General features: G+C 68.9%; 13 protein-coding genes. 3 read left to right on the top strand and 10 right to left on the bottom strand.

Annotation, left to right across the window (positions count from 1 at the left end; translation table 11 throughout):
* Window positions 1–140: 140 nt before the first annotated feature.
* Both AX690_RS17550 and AX690_RS17545 read right to left on the bottom strand, forming a co-directional pair.
* Complete coding sequence (locus AX690_RS17550; protein WP_013078711.1) at window positions 141–368, bottom strand: CsbD family protein; 228 nt, start codon at window positions 366–368, stop codon at window positions 141–143.
* Between the two features lie 72 nt (window positions 369–440).
* Window positions 441–1,991, bottom strand: a complete 1,551-nt coding sequence (locus AX690_RS17545) for a tryptophan halogenase family protein (protein WP_066680615.1) — start codon at window positions 1,989–1,991, stop codon at window positions 441–443.
* 180 nt (window positions 1,992–2,171) lie between these two features.
* Between AX690_RS17545 and AX690_RS17540 the strand changes: the two genes are divergently transcribed.
* Window positions 2,172–3,425 (top strand): Xaa-Pro peptidase family protein, encoded by a 1,254-nt coding sequence (locus tag AX690_RS17540; protein ID WP_066680612.1) that lies wholly within the window; start codon window positions 2,172–2,174, stop codon window positions 3,423–3,425.
* Between the two features lie 25 nt (window positions 3,426–3,450).
* Here AX690_RS17540 and AX690_RS17535 read toward each other — a convergent pair whose 3' ends face one another.
* The 4 genes from AX690_RS17535 to AX690_RS17520 all read right to left on the bottom strand — a co-directional run bounded on the left by AX690_RS17535 (window position 3,451) and on the right by AX690_RS17520 (window position 7,985).
* Window positions 3,451–4,686 (bottom strand): PQQ-dependent sugar dehydrogenase, encoded by a 1,236-nt coding sequence (locus AX690_RS17535; protein WP_066680610.1) that lies wholly within the window; start codon window positions 4,684–4,686, stop codon window positions 3,451–3,453.
* A 33-nt stretch (window positions 4,687–4,719) separates the two neighbouring features.
* A complete protein-coding gene (locus AX690_RS17530; RefSeq protein WP_066680609.1) occupies window positions 4,720–5,784 on the bottom strand; it encodes an oxidoreductase in 1,065 nt (354 codons plus the stop codon).
* Between the two features lie 71 nt (window positions 5,785–5,855).
* Entirely contained in the window at window positions 5,856–7,130 is a 1,275-nt protein-coding gene (locus AX690_RS17525) for an MFS transporter (protein ID WP_066680606.1), read from the bottom strand.
* Between the two features lie 30 nt (window positions 7,131–7,160).
* A complete protein-coding gene (locus AX690_RS17520; protein WP_066680604.1) occupies window positions 7,161–7,985 on the bottom strand; it encodes a 2-keto-4-pentenoate hydratase in 825 nt (274 codons plus the stop codon).
* Window positions 7,986–8,170: 185 nt separating this feature from the next.
* On the opposite strand from AX690_RS17520, the gene AX690_RS17515 reads away from it, so the two are divergent.
* Window positions 8,171–8,542: a BlaI/MecI/CopY family transcriptional regulator gene (locus tag AX690_RS17515; RefSeq protein ID WP_066680601.1), complete on the top strand. Its 372-nt coding sequence runs from the start codon at window positions 8,171–8,173 to the stop codon at window positions 8,540–8,542.
* Window positions 8,543–8,546: 4 nt separating this feature from the next.
* Here the strand turns inward: AX690_RS17515 and AX690_RS17510 are convergent, their stop codons facing one another.
* A complete protein-coding gene (locus AX690_RS17510; protein WP_066680600.1) occupies window positions 8,547–9,368 on the bottom strand; it encodes a DUF2306 domain-containing protein in 822 nt (273 codons plus the stop codon).
* A 169-nt stretch (window positions 9,369–9,537) separates the two neighbouring features.
* Here AX690_RS17510 and AX690_RS17505 point away from each other — a divergent pair, with 169 nt between their 5' ends.
* Window positions 9,538–10,551, top strand: coding sequence for an AraC family transcriptional regulator (locus AX690_RS17505; protein WP_066680599.1), 1,014 nt, complete (start codon window positions 9,538–9,540; stop codon window positions 10,549–10,551).
* A 111-nt stretch (window positions 10,552–10,662) separates the two neighbouring features.
* Here the strand turns inward: AX690_RS17505 and otsA are convergent, their stop codons facing one another.
* From otsA to AX690_RS17490, 3 genes are all read right to left on the bottom strand, one after another.
* On the bottom strand, window positions 10,663–12,153 hold the full coding sequence (gene otsA, locus AX690_RS17500; RefSeq protein WP_066680597.1) for an alpha,alpha-trehalose-phosphate synthase (UDP-forming): 1,491 nt from the start codon (window positions 12,151–12,153) through the stop codon (window positions 10,663–10,665).
* The gene (gene otsB / locus AX690_RS17495; RefSeq protein ID WP_066680593.1) at window positions 12,150–12,935 is read right to left on the bottom strand and encodes a trehalose-phosphatase; all 786 of its coding nucleotides are present in this window, start codon (window positions 12,933–12,935) and stop codon (window positions 12,150–12,152) included. Before otsB ends, otsA begins: the two co-directional genes overlap by 4 nt.
* 273 nt (window positions 12,936–13,208) lie before the next feature.
* Window positions 13,209–15,998, bottom strand: a 2,790-nt coding sequence (locus tag AX690_RS17490; RefSeq protein ID WP_066730504.1) for a TonB-dependent receptor, incomplete at its 5' end; no start/stop codon positions are given.

Here is a 15,998-nt window from a genome sequence, read left to right as displayed (position 1 = left end):
CGTCGCCGCCAACGCCATGCTCAAATCAAACCAGCCCTGGCAAAAGCCCGATTGATCCAACACAGTCGCCGGCTCTTCGCTACGCTTTGGCCGGGATGACACGCGTTTTTTTGAGGGGCGGATGCTCCTGATGGTCCGAACTACTTCTTCGCTTCCTTCACGGCGTCCTTCAGTTCGCCCTGCTTCACGTTGCCGGCGACCTGGTCCTTCTTGCCCTCGGCCTTGAGGTCCTTGTCGCCGACGATCTCGCCCGCGCCGGACTCGATCTTGCCCACGGTCTCCTGCTTGCGGCCGGCGTCCTTGTCGCAGGCGGCCAGGCCCGCCACGGCGAAGGCGATCGTCAGGGGAAGGAGGAGGCGATTGGTCATGGAAAAGGCTCCGAAGCTTGGGTGTGTCGCGCTGTAGAACGCGAACGGAGCCGTAGCGATCCCGGCGAACGCTCAGGCCAGCGCGCGCTCTTCGAAGCCGAAGCGGTTGATCTGGGCGATCAGGTCGCGGTGGCTGGGTAGGTCCAGGGTGGCGCGATCGGCGAAGCCGCGGATCTTGGCGAACAGCTTGGCCGCGCCTGCGGTGTCCGGAAACTCGTCCGCGCCGTCCGCCAGATCGGTGTCAAAGCCCATGCCGTACAGAATGTACTGATAGTTGAAGAACGCGAAGGTCTCGAGATCCAGGATGAAGTCGAACCGCGCCGGCGGGCGGTGACGCCACTGCTCCAGCAGTTCCTGGAGCCGCTCGGGGATCGTGGCCGGGTCGGTGTTCTCGCGCCAGAAGCGCTCGGGCCGACGGCTGAGCGCGTAATGCAGCTTCAGGAACACGATGATGTTCTCGTAGCGCGCGGCCATCAGCTCGTTGAAGCGGCGGGCCGGGGCGCTGACCGGACCGGTGTGCGGGAAGAGCTCGGCGATCATCGCCACCGCCGCCTCGATCAGCACCACGCCGGTCGACTCCAGAGGCTCCAGGAAGCCGGCCGACAGGCCCACGGCCACGCAGTTGCCGATCCACTGCTTCTGGCGATAGCCGGCCTCGAAGGTCAGGCGGCGGGTCTCGACCTCGCCCCCGCCGACATAGGCGCGCAGGATCGCCTCGGCCCGGTCGTCGTCGATGTGGTCGCTGGAATAGACGCAGCCGACGCCGCGCGCGCCGGACAGGCCGATGTCCCAGAGCCAGCCGGCCTCGTGGGCGGTGGCGACGGTGTAGCTCTGGATCGGTGCGTCGGGACGGTCGTAGGGCGCGCGACAGGCCACGGCGCGGTCGGCGAACAGCACCGGGCGCGCGGACTTGAACGGCGCGTTCAGCGCCTTGCCGATCAGCTCGGCCCGGAAGCCGCTGCAGTCGATATAGAGGTCGGCGGTCAGCGCGCCGTGCTCGGGCGAGGTGATCCGGGCGATGGCGCCGGTCTCGTCCAGGACGGCCTCGCCGACATGGCCCTGCAGGTGGCGCACGCCCAGCTCCCGCGCCCGCTCGGCCAGCACCTCGGCCAGCTTGGCGGCGTCGAAGTGGTAGGCGTAGTTCAGCGGGCCGGCGAAGTCGCTCTCGTGCGGGCGCTTGGGCGCGCGGGCCGCGTCGGCGACGCGAGCCTGGATCGTCACGGCCTCGGCGAACGGCGCGCGCGAGGCCTCGTCCTGCAGCAGCCAGTAAGGGGCGAGGCTGAGGCCGTCGGTCGAGAACGGGGCCTCGAACGGGTGGAAGAAGCTGTGGCGGCGGCCTTCGCTGGGCGCGTCGCCCCAGTCGACGAAGCGGATGCCCTGCTTGAAGGTGGCCGAGGTCTCGCGAATGAACCGCGCCTCGTCGATGCCCAGGAACCGCAGGGTGCTGCGGATCGTGGGGAAGGTGGCTTCGCCGACGCCGATGGCCCCGATCTCGGGCGACTCCAGCACGGTGATCGACAGATGCGTCAGTTCGCCGATCCGCAGGGCCTTGGCCAGATAGGCGGCCGTCAGCCACCCGGCCGTCCCGCCGCCCACGATCAGGATGCTCCGTCCGCGCTTCATGCGGGATAGATACCAGAGTTCGCGAACGGGGGAGGGGCTTTCGACGCGCGTCGAGCGAGCAGTCGCGCCCATCGGGCGGTTGGATATGCGGCCAGGCTTGTCAGTGTCCGCGCCGATGGCCGACAAGTTCGGGGCTTGAGTCTGCGGCGTCGCCGGCTCGTGAGTTTCGGGGGAAGCGTTATGGGCGTTCTGGACAAACTGGGTCGGCGCGGCTTTCTGGCCGGCGCGGCCGCGAGCGCGGTCGCCGTCGGCGGCCCCGCTTGGGCTCGGGACGCGGGCGTGAAGAAGCTGACGGACGGCCTGGCCATGATCGGACCGGCCGAGCGGCAGGCCCGGCTCGTGCGCGCCCAGGCGCTGATGGCGCAGCTGGGTTTCTCGGCGGTGATCACCGAAGCCGGTTCGTCGATGGACTATTTCACCGGCGCCCAATGGAGCCGCAGCGAACGGCCGACCCTGGCGATCCTCCCGCGCGAGGGACAGGTCGGCATGGTGATGCCGAAGTTCGAGGAAGGCTCGATCCGCCAGAGCCTTTCGGTCCCGGCCGAGGTCCGCACCTGGGAGGAGGACGAGAGCCCTTACGCCATCGCCGCCGGCCTGCTGGCCGACCGCAAGCTGGCCTCTGGCAAGATCGGCGTCGAGGAGACGATCCGGGACTTCATCGTCCAAGGCCTGGCCGGCGCCCTGCCAAACGCCAAGGTCGTGCCCGGCGCGGCGGTGTTCCGCGGCTGCCGGATGATCAAGACGCCGGCCGAGATCGCCCTGATGCAGGCCGCGTCCGACATCACCGTCGCGGCGCTGCGCCATACCCACGCCAATGTTCGGGCCGGCATGGTTCCGCGCGACATCGCCGCGCTGATGAGCGAGCGGACCGCGGCGCTGGGCGGGCGGGTCAGCTTCAACCTGATCCTGATCGGCGAGGCCAGCGCCTATCCGCACGGCTCGCGCCAGCCCCAGGTGCTGAGCGAGGGGCAGGTCGTGCTGATGGACTGCGGCTGCAATGTCGGCGGCTACGAGTCGGACATCTCGCGCACCTTCGTGTTCGGCGAGCCCACCGCCCGTCAGCGGAAGGTCTGGGCCGACGTTCAGCGCGGCCAGCAGGTGGCCTTCGAGGCGGCCCAGATCGGCGTCGAGGCCGGGTCGGTCGATCGCGCGGTGCGAGCCTATTACGAGAGCCTGGGCTGGGGCCCGCGCTACAAGCTGCCGGGCCTGTCGCATCGCACGGGCCACGGCATCGGCATGGACGGCCACGAGCCGGTGAACTTCGTCATGTCCGAGACCACCAAGCTGGCGCCGGGCATGTGCTTCTCGGACGAGCCGGGCATCTACATCCCTGGGGAGTTCGGCGTCCGCCTCGAGGATTGCATCTATCTGACGGCGCAGGGGCCGCGCTGGTTCAGCCAGCCGCCGCCGTCGCTGGACAAGCCGATGGGGTGAGCCGGGCGGGCGAGACGCGCTCGCCTCAGCCCTTCGGCGTGATCCGGATCACCTTGCCGTTGTCCTCGTCGGTCAGGACGTAGATCGCGCCGTCGGGACCGACCCGAACGTCGCGGACGCGGCCGCCGATGTCGGTGAACAGGCGTTCCTCGCCGACGACCTTGCCGTCCTTCAGCACCAGGCGGTCGACATGCTGGTCGCGCAGCGAGCCGATCAGCAGACTGCCCTTGAGGGCCGGGAACAGGCTGGCCTCATAGAAGGCCATGCCCGAGGGGGCGATCACCGGATCCCAGTAATAGACCGGCTGTTCGAAGCCGGCCTTCTGGGTGACGCTGTCGGGGATCGGCTTGCCGGAATACTCCTCGCCATAGGTCACGACAGGCCAGCCGTAGTTCTTGCCAGGCTCGGGGCGGTTCAGCTCGTCGCCGCCGCGCGCGCCGTGCTCGACGGTCCAGAGAACGCCCGCGGGATCGAGGGCGGCGGCCTGGATGTTGCGGTGGCCCAGCGACCAGATGTCGGGCTTGGCGCCGGGCGTCTTCACGAACGGATTGTCGGCCGGGATCGAGCCATCGGCGTTGACGCGGATGACCTTGCCCAGGGTGGCGTCCAGGTGCTGGGACTGGACGCGGCCCGCCAGGATCGATCGCTCGCCGGTGGTGATGAACAGCTTGCCGTCGGGGGCGAAGACCAGCCGGCCGCCGAAATGCAGGGCGCTGTCCATCTTGGGCGCCTGGCGCCAGATGACCTGGACGTTTTCCAGCTTGGGCGCGGCGCCCAGCGAGAGCTTGCCACGCGCCACGGCCGTGCCGTTCACGCCGCCCTCGGCCTCGGCGTAGCTCCAGTAGATCAGGCCGTTGGCCGCGTAGGCCGGGTCCAGCGTCACGTCCAGCAGACCGCCCTGACCGGACGCGAACACCGCCGGCAGTCCGGCGACGGCGGGCGAGAGCTTGCCGTCCTTGGACAGCACCCGCAGGCGTCCGGCGCGCTCGGTGACCAGGATCTCGCCCGTAGGCAGGAAGGCCAGGCCCCACGGGTGATCCAGGCCGCTGGCCAGCGTCTGGTACTGGCCGACGGTGTTGGAGCTCAGGCCGGGGGCGCGGGTCTGGTTCGGAAAGGCCGGCTTCTGCTCGGGCGCGTTCGGCGGGCGGGTCTCGACCGGAGCGCCGGCCTGGCCGGGCGCGGGCGGTTGAGCGGGCGCGGGGCCGCAGGCGACGAGCGCGGCGGCGAGGGCGGCGGAGGCGGTGAGCAGGGATGAGCGCATGAGGCGAGCTTAGGACGGTTTCCGGGGCGGGGGCTAGCGCGTTGAAGTCTTAGAGGGGACCTCCAGTTCCCGCCGCGCGTCGCTGGCCTCCCGCGCCAGCTCCAGCAGCTCCATCACCCGCAAGGCCTGCTCCACCGGAACCGGCGAGGGCGCGCCCGTAACGATCGTCTCCCGGACGCCGGCGTAGAAGGCGCGGTAGTCGGCGGGTTCGGGGCTGACGTCGGCGTGGACCGGGACATCGTCCTCGACCGTGGTCAGCACGCCGTGACGAGTGTCGCGGCCATAGCCGGGCGCGCCGGGGATCATGCCGGCCTTCAGTTGCGCCTCCTGCGGATCGAGACCGTGCTTGACGAAGCTGCCGCCGGTTCCGTGGACGGCGAGGCGCAGGTCGCTGGCGGCGGTCAGCAGGCTGCCGTGCAGGATGACGCGCAAGGTCGGATAGCGCAGCGCCACATGGAAATAGTCGTCGGCCTCCGCGCCCAGGCGCTGGATCCCGATGTCGGCGGAGATCGCCAGAGGCTCGCCGAACAGCAGGAGCGCCTGGTCCAGCAGGTGCGGCCCCAGGTCCATCCAGGCGCCCGACCCAGGACCGGCCCGCTCGCGCCAGCGGTCGCGGACCACGGGGCGGAAGCGGTCGAAGTGGCTCTCGTACTGGACGATCTGGCCCAGCGCGCCCTCGGCGATCAGGCGCCTGAGGGTCAGGAAATCGCTGTCCCAGCGGCGGTTGTGGAAGACGGTCAGCAGCCGGCCGGCCCGCGAGGCGGCCTCGGCCATGGTCCGGGCTTCGGCGACGGTGAGGGCGAAGGGCTTGTCGACCACCACATGCTTGCGGGCCTCCAGCGCGAGGATTGCTTGCGGCGCGTGCAGGTCATTGGGCGTGGCGATGACCACCAGCTCGATCGCCGGATCGGCGAGGAAGGCCTCGAGATCGGCGACGACGCGGACGTCCGGGTGGTCGGCGGCGACCTTGGCCGGGTCGCTGGAGACCACGGTCGCCAGCTTCAGCCCCGGCGTGGCGGCGATCAGCGGGGCGTGGAAGGTCTTGCCGACATAGCCGTATCCGACCAGGGCGACGTTCAGGATGCGCGAGTGGGGCATGGCGCAGCTGTAAACGAAAAGGGCCGGGGATTGCTCCCCGGCCCGGATCGCGATCGCGTGAACCTCGAAGATTAGATCTTCACCGGCTCCATCTTCGGCGTCAGCAGGTGAACCACCAGGAGGGCGATCAGATAGGCGCTGCCCGCCACCAGGAAGATCGGGGCGTAGGTGCCGATGCTCTCCAGCACGTTGCCGATGTACTTGGAGAACACCATGCCGCCGAACGCGCCCAGCATGCCGCCGATGCCGACGACCGAACCCACCGCGCCGCGCGGGAAGACGTCCGAGGGCAGGGTGTAGAGGTTGGCCGAGAAGCCCTGGTGGGCCGCGGTGGCGACGCCGATGATCAGCACGGCCAGCCAGACCGAGCTGGCGTAGGAGGCGAAGATGACCGGCACGGCCAGCAGGGCGCAGACCAGCATGGTCAGCTTGCGGGCCTTGTTGATGCTGGCGCCGTTCTTCATCAGGGTCGACGACATCCAGCCGCCGGCCACGCTGCCGACGTCCGACAGCAGGTAGATGGCGATCAGCGGCGGCCCAAAGGTCTTGAGATCCAGGCCATAGCGCTTGCCCAGGAAGTCCGGCAGCCAGAACAGGAACATCCACCAGATCGGGTCGATCAGGAACTTGCCCAGGGCGTAGGCCCAGGTCTCGCGCTTGGTCAGCAGCTTGGTCCAGCCGATCTTTTCGACCGGGTCGGCCGGATCCTGCTCGATGTGGGCCAGTTCGGTCGCCGACAGGCCCTTGGCCTCGCGCGGGCGGCGGTAGACGATCAGCCAGATCGGCAGCCAGACCAGGCCCGCCACGCCGGTGACGATGAAGGCCATCTGCCAGCCGAACGCCAGGACGATGCCCGGCACGACCAGAGGCGTGACGATGGCGCCGATGTTGGTGCCAGCGTTGAACAGGCCGGTCGCGAAGGCGCGCTCCTTCTTGGGGAACCACTCGGCCACGGCCTTGATGCCGCCTGGGAAGCCGCCGGCCTCGCCAATGCCCAGGCCCATGCGCGCGGCGATGAAGCCGCTGATGTGGCTGGCGCCGGCGTGGGCGATGTGGGCGATCTGCCAGATCAGGAAGGCGATGCCGAAGCCCCAGCGGGCCCCGATCTTGTCCATGATCTTGCCCCACGCCAGATAGGCGACGGCGTAGGCCAGCTGGAAATAGAAGACGAGGTCGGCGTAGTGGGTCTCGTCCCAGCCGAATTCCTTGGACAGATCCGCCTTCAAGAGGCCGATCGTCTGGCGGTCGACGTAGTTGATGACCATCGCCGCGAACAGCAGGCTGACGACGATCCAGCGGTACCGCCCGATCTTCTCGGATGGCTCGGGCGCCTTCGAAACGTCCATGGACCTTGGCCTTCCTTCCCTAGAGTTTTCTTATTTCGCCGGGACGGCGACGCAGTCCACGGTTCCGAACGGGCCGAAACTGACGTGGGCCACATCGCCCGCCACCACGTCGTGAATGCCCGTGGTCGCGCCGGTCGTGACGATCATGTCCTTCTTCAACGGCTTGCCGCGCGCGGCGACCGCGCCAAGCAGGAAGGCCAGGGCCGCCAGCGGCGAGCCTGGAATGGTCGCCGCGGTGGCCTTGCCCACCGACTTGCCGTTGATGAGGGTCTCGACCGGCATATCCTCCCAGGCGATGTCGCGCCAGTTGGAAATGGCCTGACCAATGATCTGACCATCATTATTGCCGAAGTCAGACGCCACGACGGTGGGGCCCAGAGCGTTGATGGTCTTCAGCGGGCTGCCGGCGATCTCGACGCCGACCAGCAGCTCGCCCACATAGTCGGCGGCCTCCTCGGCGGTCCACTGGGTCTTGTCGGCCGGGGCGTCCTTGCCCAGGCGGATGATGAATTCGGCCTCGACGGCGCAGAAACCGCCCTCGATGGCGCGGAATTTGTTCGGCTGGCCGTCGGTGTTGGCCTGCTGGACCTTGGACTTGAAGATGCAGCCGGCCAGGCGCTCGGCGCCCAGGCGTTCGCGGTGCTGCGGCGGGACGAGGCCCACCTTCCAACCAACCAGCTCATCCGGCCAGAGATCGATGGCGAGGTCCTGCACCGCGTAGCCGTCGGCCATGGTCGGGGGAATCACGCCGCCCGGATAGCCGGGGACGCAAACGCCGTTCTGGCGGGCCCTGACGAACTGGGGAGCGATAGCCGCGGGGGCGAACGCCTCGCTTTGGGCCTCAGAAACGGTCACGCCGCGGATCCTCCCTAGAATTCGGCTCAAGCCCGGCTTGGCGGGTTTGCCCGAGTCTCTAATGGAAACCGGTGTCATTGACAATGAGGGGGTAAGCCTGTCGCGGCGCGATTGTAAGGGGTTCCCGCCGCTTGACACCAGCGACAGCGCGTATAGCGTCGCCGAGAATTACGGACGTAAGCGCCATGCACATCACCGCCGCCGAAGCTCATGTCATGGAAGCGCTCTGGCGCCGCGCGCCCCTGTCGGCCGACGAGCTGGTCGCCGAGGTCGGCGGCGCCCAGAACTGGGGCGAGGCCACCGTCAAGACGCTGATCAACCGCCTTTTGAAGAAGAAGGCGATCAAGTCCGAGCGCGCCGAGGGCCGCCACGGCTATCGGCCGCTGGTCGACCGCAGCGCCTATGTCCAGGCCGAGAGCCAGGGGCTGCTGGACCGCCTGTTCGACGGCCAGCTGGCCCCGCTGATCAGCCACTTCGCCCAGCATCGCCCCCTTAAGGCCGAAGAGGTCGAGCGCCTGAAGAAGCTGATCGACGGCTTGGAAGAGGCCAAGCCGTAAGCCTCTATAGATACGGCCCCCACATCATCGCGACCGCGCCGAACACGCCGGCCGCCACATAGGCCGTCGAGACGAGGATCACCCCTGCGGCGGCCAGCTTCGGCGCCGGTTTGGCGCTGCGTTCCGCTGCGAAATAGAGCTCCAGGATCGCCAGGGGGATCAGGTAGCTGCCGAAGGCCAGGACGATGTCGGCGGGACCGGTCATCTTGCTGGTCATGCCGACGGGGCGGCCGTTCAGCACGACCCAGCCCATCAAGCCGACACGCAGGAACCACACGCCGCTGACCGCCATGAAGGTTCGCATGGCCCAGCGCCGATGCCGCTCGAAGCGCCGGACCAGCGCCTCGCGCCAAGCCAGACCGGCGAAAACCAGGATGAGAACGGCGTCCAGCCCGATCGCGACGGCGGAAACGAGCGATAGATAGGACCCGCGCGCCAGCGTCATCCACAAGCCGCTCACGGCCGTGACGCAGGCGGTCGTCAGGAAAACCCGGCCGCTCCAGCGGTGCAGGGCGGGGGCCGCGCGCCGCAGCGCCGGGACCAACTGGGCCAGCCCCGCCAGCGTCACGATCGCGGCCAGCAGGACGTGGGCGGCGAACATAGCGTTGCCGGCGGAGTCGCCCTTCACGTAGCCGGTGATCAGCGGCTTGTCGTTCCAGGCGGCGAAGTGTCCGGACGCCGCGCGGGTCCCGTAGAACGCGACGATGAAATAGATGAACGCGCCTTGGCCCACCGCCGCGACGACGAACCAGAACCGGGCCGCCCAACCCAGGACCCCCGCCGCGTCCACGCCGTTCTCGCGCACTGACACTTCGTTGCTCGACATGTGACCTCCTTCGACGCCGGCGACGCGCCGGTCGTTGGAGGTCGATGAGACGGCGGGCGGTCAGCCGTCTCGCCGATTTGGAAATCGGCCAAAGATTCCCAGGCCGATGCGCTGGACAACGATCGGGCGAACTGCATCGATGACGCGAAGCGAACCGGCTAGATGGCGCATGGACCTGACGCTCACCTCATTGACCGCGGACACCGCCGCCGACATCGCGCCAAAGCCCCCTGGACGGATCCGCGCCCACTGGGCGCTGACCACCGGGGCGCTCGCCTGCTTCATCCTGAGTCAGCTGCTCGGCGCGCGCGCGGGTGTCTGGACGACGCCGCTGGCCATCGGCGGCGTGGCCGGATGCGGGTTCTCCTGGCTGTTTACGCGGGCGGTTTTCGATCCGGCTCCACGTGACGCCCGCTGGTCGCGGATCGTCGTGCTGGTCGTCTTCCTGACGGGCGTCGTGATGGTGCTGGGCGATGGTCTGGCGGCGCCGATCCTGCGGATGATCCAGAATACGCACGCCCTCGGGAGCTCGACGGTCCTGATGCTGACCTTCGTCGAACCCTTCTCGGGCTATGGCCGCGACCTGTCGAGCACCGAGAAGCGGTTTCGCATCGCCTATGTCGCTCTCTACGGGGCGCTGATGGGCAGCTCGGTTCTCGCCGTCAATCAGCCCGGCGCGGGGTCGGCCGATCGCGAGCTCGCGGAACTGGTCAAGACGACCTGTGCGTCGCTCGCGCTGCTGCTCTGCGGCGCGGCGGTGTGGTTCCGCGCCCGTCACCCTCTGGCTGGACCTGGCGGGCGACGGGCGTCGCGGACGAGCCAAGCGGCCGAGGACGCCGACCTAGCCCGCCGCATCACTTGGCTGCTCCGCGAGGAGCAGATTCACGCCTCGCCCAATCTGAAGGTCGCCGATCTGGCGCGCAGGCTGGGCGAGCCGGAGTACAAGGTCACGCGCTGCATCACCGCGTCGCTGGGCTTCGCGAACTTCAACCAGATGGTCAACACCCACCGGATCGCGCGCGCCCGGCAGATGCTGGCCGATCCGGCGCTGCGCAGTCGACCGATCCTGCTGATCGCCCTGGACTGCGGCTTCGGCTCGATCGGACCGTTCAATCGGGCCTTCAAGGCGGGGGTCGGCGTGACGCCGCGCGCTTTCCGCGGCGCCAACCTGCGAGACTCCTAGAGTCCTTTCCGATCTGACTGACTCAATCAGGATGGATAAAAAGGGCTCTATTTTCAAAAGGGGAGAGCATTTTTCGATCCGATAACCGTTTCACACCTATCGGAAAATGCTCTAGGCGCGCATCGCCGTCGCCTCGGGGCCCTGCGCTCTCAGCGCCTTGGCCGCCACGTCCAGCGTGCGCACCGGCGGCTCGAGAGCTTCGTCGCCCTCATCGTCTGGCCCCGCTCGCGCCCGCAGGGCGGCCACGAAGTTGTCGCGCCAGGCGGTGACGTCCTCGCGACGCACGTTTTCGAAAAGGGCGGTCCAGCGCCGCTTGCGCTCGTCTAGGCTCATCGACAGGGCGCGCTCGAGCGCGTCCGAGATCTCTTCCGGGCTGTTCGGATTGATGATCAGGGCGTCCTTCATCTGCCGCGCCGCGCCCGCGAAGCGGGACAGGATCAGCACGCCAGGATCGTCGGGATCCTGGGCCGCGACATATTCCTTGGCCACCAGGTTCATGCCGTCGCGCAGCGGCGTGACCAGGGCCGCCTTGGCCGCGCGATAGACGCCAGCCAGTTCGTCGCGTCGGTAGGAGCGGTTCACATAGCGAATCGGCGTGAAGTCCATCTCGGCATAGGCGCCGTTGATGCGGCCGATCAGCCCGTCCAGCCGGCCGCGCAGGTCCTGATAGGCCTCGACCTCGTCGCGCGAGATCGGAGCGATCTGCAGCAACATGACCTCGCGCCGCATCTCGGGATGGTCGTTCAAGAACCGCTCGTAGCCGACCAGCCGCTCTTCCAGCCCCTTGGAATAGTCCAGGCGGTCGACGCCCACGATCATCTTGCGGAAGACGCTGTGGGCCATCATCCGATCGTAGGTCTTCTGGGCGTTCTCGCTCTTGACGATCTCGGCGAAGTCCTGGGCGTCGACGCCGATCGGGAAGGCGGCCGCGCAGGTGCGTCGGCCGAACGCGACCAGCTCGCCCCGGGCGTTCTTCGAGCCCTGCACTTCCGAGAACACGTAGCCTTCGAAGGCCTGCAGCGACTCCTCGGTCTGGAAGCCGATCAGGTCATAGTCGAACAGCGCCTCCACCAACTGGCGGTGACGGGGCAGGGTGACGACCAGCTGATGCGCCGGCCAGGGAATGTGCAGGAAGAAGCCGATCCGGTTGGTGATCCCCATCCGCCGCAGCTCTCGCGCCACCGGGATCAGGTGGTAATCGTGCACCCAGACGATGTCGTCCGGCTCGATCAGCGGCGCCAGGGTCTCGGCGAAGCGCTTGTTGACCCGGTCATAGCCCTCGCCGAACGAGCGGTCATAGGCCGTCAGGTCCACGCGATAGTGGAACAGCGGCCAGAGCGTCTTGTTGGCGTAGCCGTTGTAGTACTCCTGGTAGTCGGTTTCCTCGAGATCGACGGTGGCGACCGTGACGCCCTCGATCCGCTGCATGTTCAGTTGACCGGTGAATTCGGGAATGGTCTTGCCGCTCCAGCCGAACCAGATGCCGGAATACTCGCGAAGGGCGGCGGCCAGGGCCATGGCCAGGCCCCCGACGCTGCCTTCGCCGCCCTCGGCGGGATTCGGCGGATTGACGCGGTTGGAGACAACGATCAGGCGGCTCATGCGTGGACCTCCGCCGTTTCGGCAAGGCGTTCGAGCCAGTCCAGGACTTCGCCCGGACCGTCCAGGCGATAGCGCGCCTCGGTGGGGCGCGGCGGGCCGGCCAGCACGCCGAAGCCGCCCAGGCGACGCGCCGCGGCGAAGCCGTCCTCGTCGGTGAGATCGTCGCCGACGAAGATCGGGGGCGCGCCGACGAATGGCGCCTCGCTCAGGAACGCGGCGACCGCCGAGCCCTTGTCGGCGCCCGGCGTGCGCAGCTCCGCGACCATGTCGCCCAGTTGCAGGACGAGGCCCGTGGCCTGCGACAGGCGTTCGGCCGCCTCGATCACCGCCTCGGCGCAGCTCGGCGTGTTGCGATAGTGCAGGGCGACGCTGAGGGTCTTGTCCTCGAACAGCAGGCCGCGCTCGCAGTCGGCGAGCTCTCCAAGGATCCGGCGGGCGTCTTCCAGGCCGGCGTGCGGCTTCAGCTCGACGACGCCGCCGCCGGCGGTGCGGCGCACCAGGCCGTGGATCGCGCCGATCGCCGGCACGCCGCCGCCCAGGATGTGGTCGAGGTCCGGCAGCGAGCGCCCGCTGACCACGGCGACGCGGTCCTCGAAGCGGTCGCGCAGGCGCGCGATCACCCGGGCGCGGCGCGCGTCGGGGCCCACGTCGTCGGGACGCGGCATGATCGGCGCCAGGGTGCCGTCAAGATCCAGGAACAGCGCCGTACGGCGGGCGAGATTGAGCGGCGGGGGCGAGAGATCCGCGGACTCCGCCCGCACGACCGACGTAGCCGCGGTCATGACGAGAACCCCCTCATCTGTAAGCAACATGCGCCAAGAACGCCGAACGGAGAGGTTCGATCCCCCGTTTGCGATGACGCTCACGGGTTTGTGCGGAGGATGTGAGGGGCGTTTCCGGCTCGGCGGCAAATCACCCGATCTTCCCGGCGAATGCCGGGACCCAGATCGAACCCACCCAGCTGGACTTGAAGGCGCCGAGCGGTGGCGCTTCATCCCCCAGGCGCTCAGGCTGGATCTGGGCCCCGGCATTCGCCGGGGAAGTCGGTGGAAGAGTTAGAACAGCAGCTTCCGCACGCTGAACTGCACGACCCGCCCGCGTGGATCCAGATAGTCCGGCTGGTAGGTGACGGGGATGACGCCGTTGGCGTCGCGGACGGTCTGCTTCTCGTCGAACAGGTTATTGACCGCCAAGGTCAGCCGCGTGCCGCGCAGGATCGGGTATTTCTGAACAAGGTCCCGCCGGACGCCGAGATTGGCGAACAGGCGCAGGTTGACCGTGGCCAGGCTGGAGAAGTCCAGGTCCGTCGTGGCGCCGCCGACGCCGCTGTCGACGTGCGTGCCGCTCTTCCAGTTGGCCGTGACCCGCGCGCCCAGGCCATAGCGGGTGATCCCCGCCTGGGCCTCGACCTCGTTGCGGGCCTGACCGCCGCCCGAGCCGATCACGTCGCCGTTCAGGAGGTCGAGGACCGGAATCCCGTCGGCGATCGTCACGCGCTCCTTGAGGTGGACCGTATGGAACAGCGCCAGTTGCAGGCGGGTGGCGCGCGGATTGCCGCCGCCGCCTCGTCCGCCAAAGCCGCCGCCGCCAAAGCCCGCGCCCGGACCGCGCGCGCCGTCGCCCCGTCCGCCGCCGTCGACGCCGGTGCGCGGAACGGTGTCGCCGACCGCCGGCGCCTGGGCCTGCTGCTGTTGGGCGTTGGTATCCGACGGCGCATCGCTGGCCGGCGTCTGCGGGCGATCCGGCGTGTCGCCGCCCGAAGGCGCGGCCTGGCCGCCGCCGAAGCGGGGACGGAAATCGCCGGGCTGAGGCGGCGGCGTCTTGCCGATCTGGCGCGAGAAGTTGAAGCCCCAGCGGAACTGCTCGCTCTCGCGCTTGGCGAAGTTCACGGGACGGGTGTCGATGCGCGTCAGCACGCCGTTGGCGTCGCGCGTGAAGCGGTCGGGGAAGGCCGCCTCGACCGCCGCCGTGGCCGCCGGGAAGCTGGCGACCGGGTTGTCGATCCGCACGCGGCTGTAGTTGGCGGTCAGGGACAGGCCCTGGATCTGCTCGGGCTTCCAGGTCGCGCCCAGGCGCAGGACGTTGCGGGTCTCGGCCTGGAGGTCGGCGTTGCCGCCGGTGATCCGGGTGACCTCGACGCTCTGGCCGCGCACATAGTCGAAGACCTGGGCGTTGGGGGTGGTGATCAGCGGATTGCCCAGCTGGCTGATGCTGGGGGCGTTCTCCTGGCGGGTCGCCGAGACGATGACGCTGACCGGCTTGATCGGCGACCAGTTCACGCCGCCGCCGATCGTCGTCAGGCTGCCGAAGTCCGACACCGAGCGGATGGCGAGGTTCAGGTTGGTCGAAAGATCGCCGATCCCGGCGCGGACGCCCTTGCGACGGCTGGCCAGCGGCAGGTCGAAGCTGACCTGGGCGTTGCCATCGCCGCGCGACAGCTCGCTGTCGCTCTCCACGCCCGAGCGGCGCGAGGTCGCCGTCAGGCGCGAGCCGGAGACGCCCAGCTTCAGGGTGGTCGAGAGGTCGCCGGCGCGCAGCTTGGCCAGGGCGCCGTTGGCGACGAACTGCAGATCGCCGCTGTCGGTGGTCGAGCGGGCGCGATCGGCGTTGACGGGGAGGCCGGTCAGCGGCGCGAACGGATTGAACGTCGGGTCCAGCGCGGTCAGCCGCGACTGCGCGCCGGTCACATCCACGCTGCGATCGGTCTCGGTCTTGCTGATCGCGTGGTCGTAATTGCCGGTCAGCGACAGCCGCAGGTCTTCGGTGTCGCGATTCAGGGTGAAGCCGGCGTGACCCGCCAGGTTGCGGTTCGTCTGCCCCAGGGCGTCCTGCTCGCCCAGATAGCGGTAGAGCGCCACGTCCTGGCCGAACGGCGAGAACGGATCGGCGGCCGGGATCACCAGACGCGCGCGCGCCGGGCCTTGCAGGGAGTCGCTCTGGGACGCCGTGAGGCCGAGGTTCAGCGTCGCCGAGACGTTGTCGAGGATCGTGCGGTTGGTGACGCTGTTGATCGACAGTTGCCGGCTGCGCGGCAGCAGGGTGCGGTCGTCGGTGATGTCGCTGGCGTTGGCCTTGTTCGCGCCCGGCAGGAAGGCGGCCAGGGGCTGGGCCGCTCCGGCGGCGGAGGCGGGGACGCCGACGACCGTCACCGGCGTTCCGGCCAGGGCGCTCAGGCTCGTCAGCGGCCCGCCCGTGGTCGAGGCGAGGTTGCCGGTGAAGTCGTAGAGCCCGCTGTTGCCGCGGCTGACCAGGTCGCGGTCGCTCTCCAGCAGCTGGTCGGCGTTCTGGATCTTGATGGCGAGGTTGGTGCGGCCGTCGCGGTTTAGCCGCAGTTGGCTCCAGTTCAGCTGCTCGCTCGTCTGACCGCCCTCGGTCGAGCCGCCGACCGTGGCTTCGACCGTCTGGGCGCGGAAACGCTGGCGCAGCACGATGTTCACGACCTTCTGGTCGGCCGTGTAGCCGTACTTCAGCGCCACCTCCTCGGGCAGGATCTCGACGCGCTGGATGGCTTCGGTGGGGATGTCGCGCATTTCGCCGGGGCCAGAGATGCGCCGGCCGTTCAGCAGCAGGACGGGAGCGCCGCCAAGACCGCTGGTGGTCTGCGGCGTCAGTTCGGTCAGCAGGTCTTCCATCGACGACACGCCGAACGCGCGGACGTCGGCGGCGGTGAAGGTCTCCTCCGGCGGGATATCGCCGAGCACCGCCCCGAACGGCTTGCCGCTGGCGGTGATGGTGATGGCCTCGACCTCGGTGTCCAGGTCGTCGGGCGTCAACGGCTTCTGAGCGTCCTGTGGAGCGCGTTGCGTGGCCGGCGCTGGGACAGGCGCGGCGGGGGTGGCTTGCGA

The organism is Caulobacter sp. CCH9-E1 (assembly GCF_001556515.1).
Taxonomy (GTDB): Bacteria; Pseudomonadota; Alphaproteobacteria; order Caulobacterales; family Caulobacteraceae; genus Caulobacter.
This window is presented reverse-complemented; position numbering and strand designations above follow the sequence as displayed.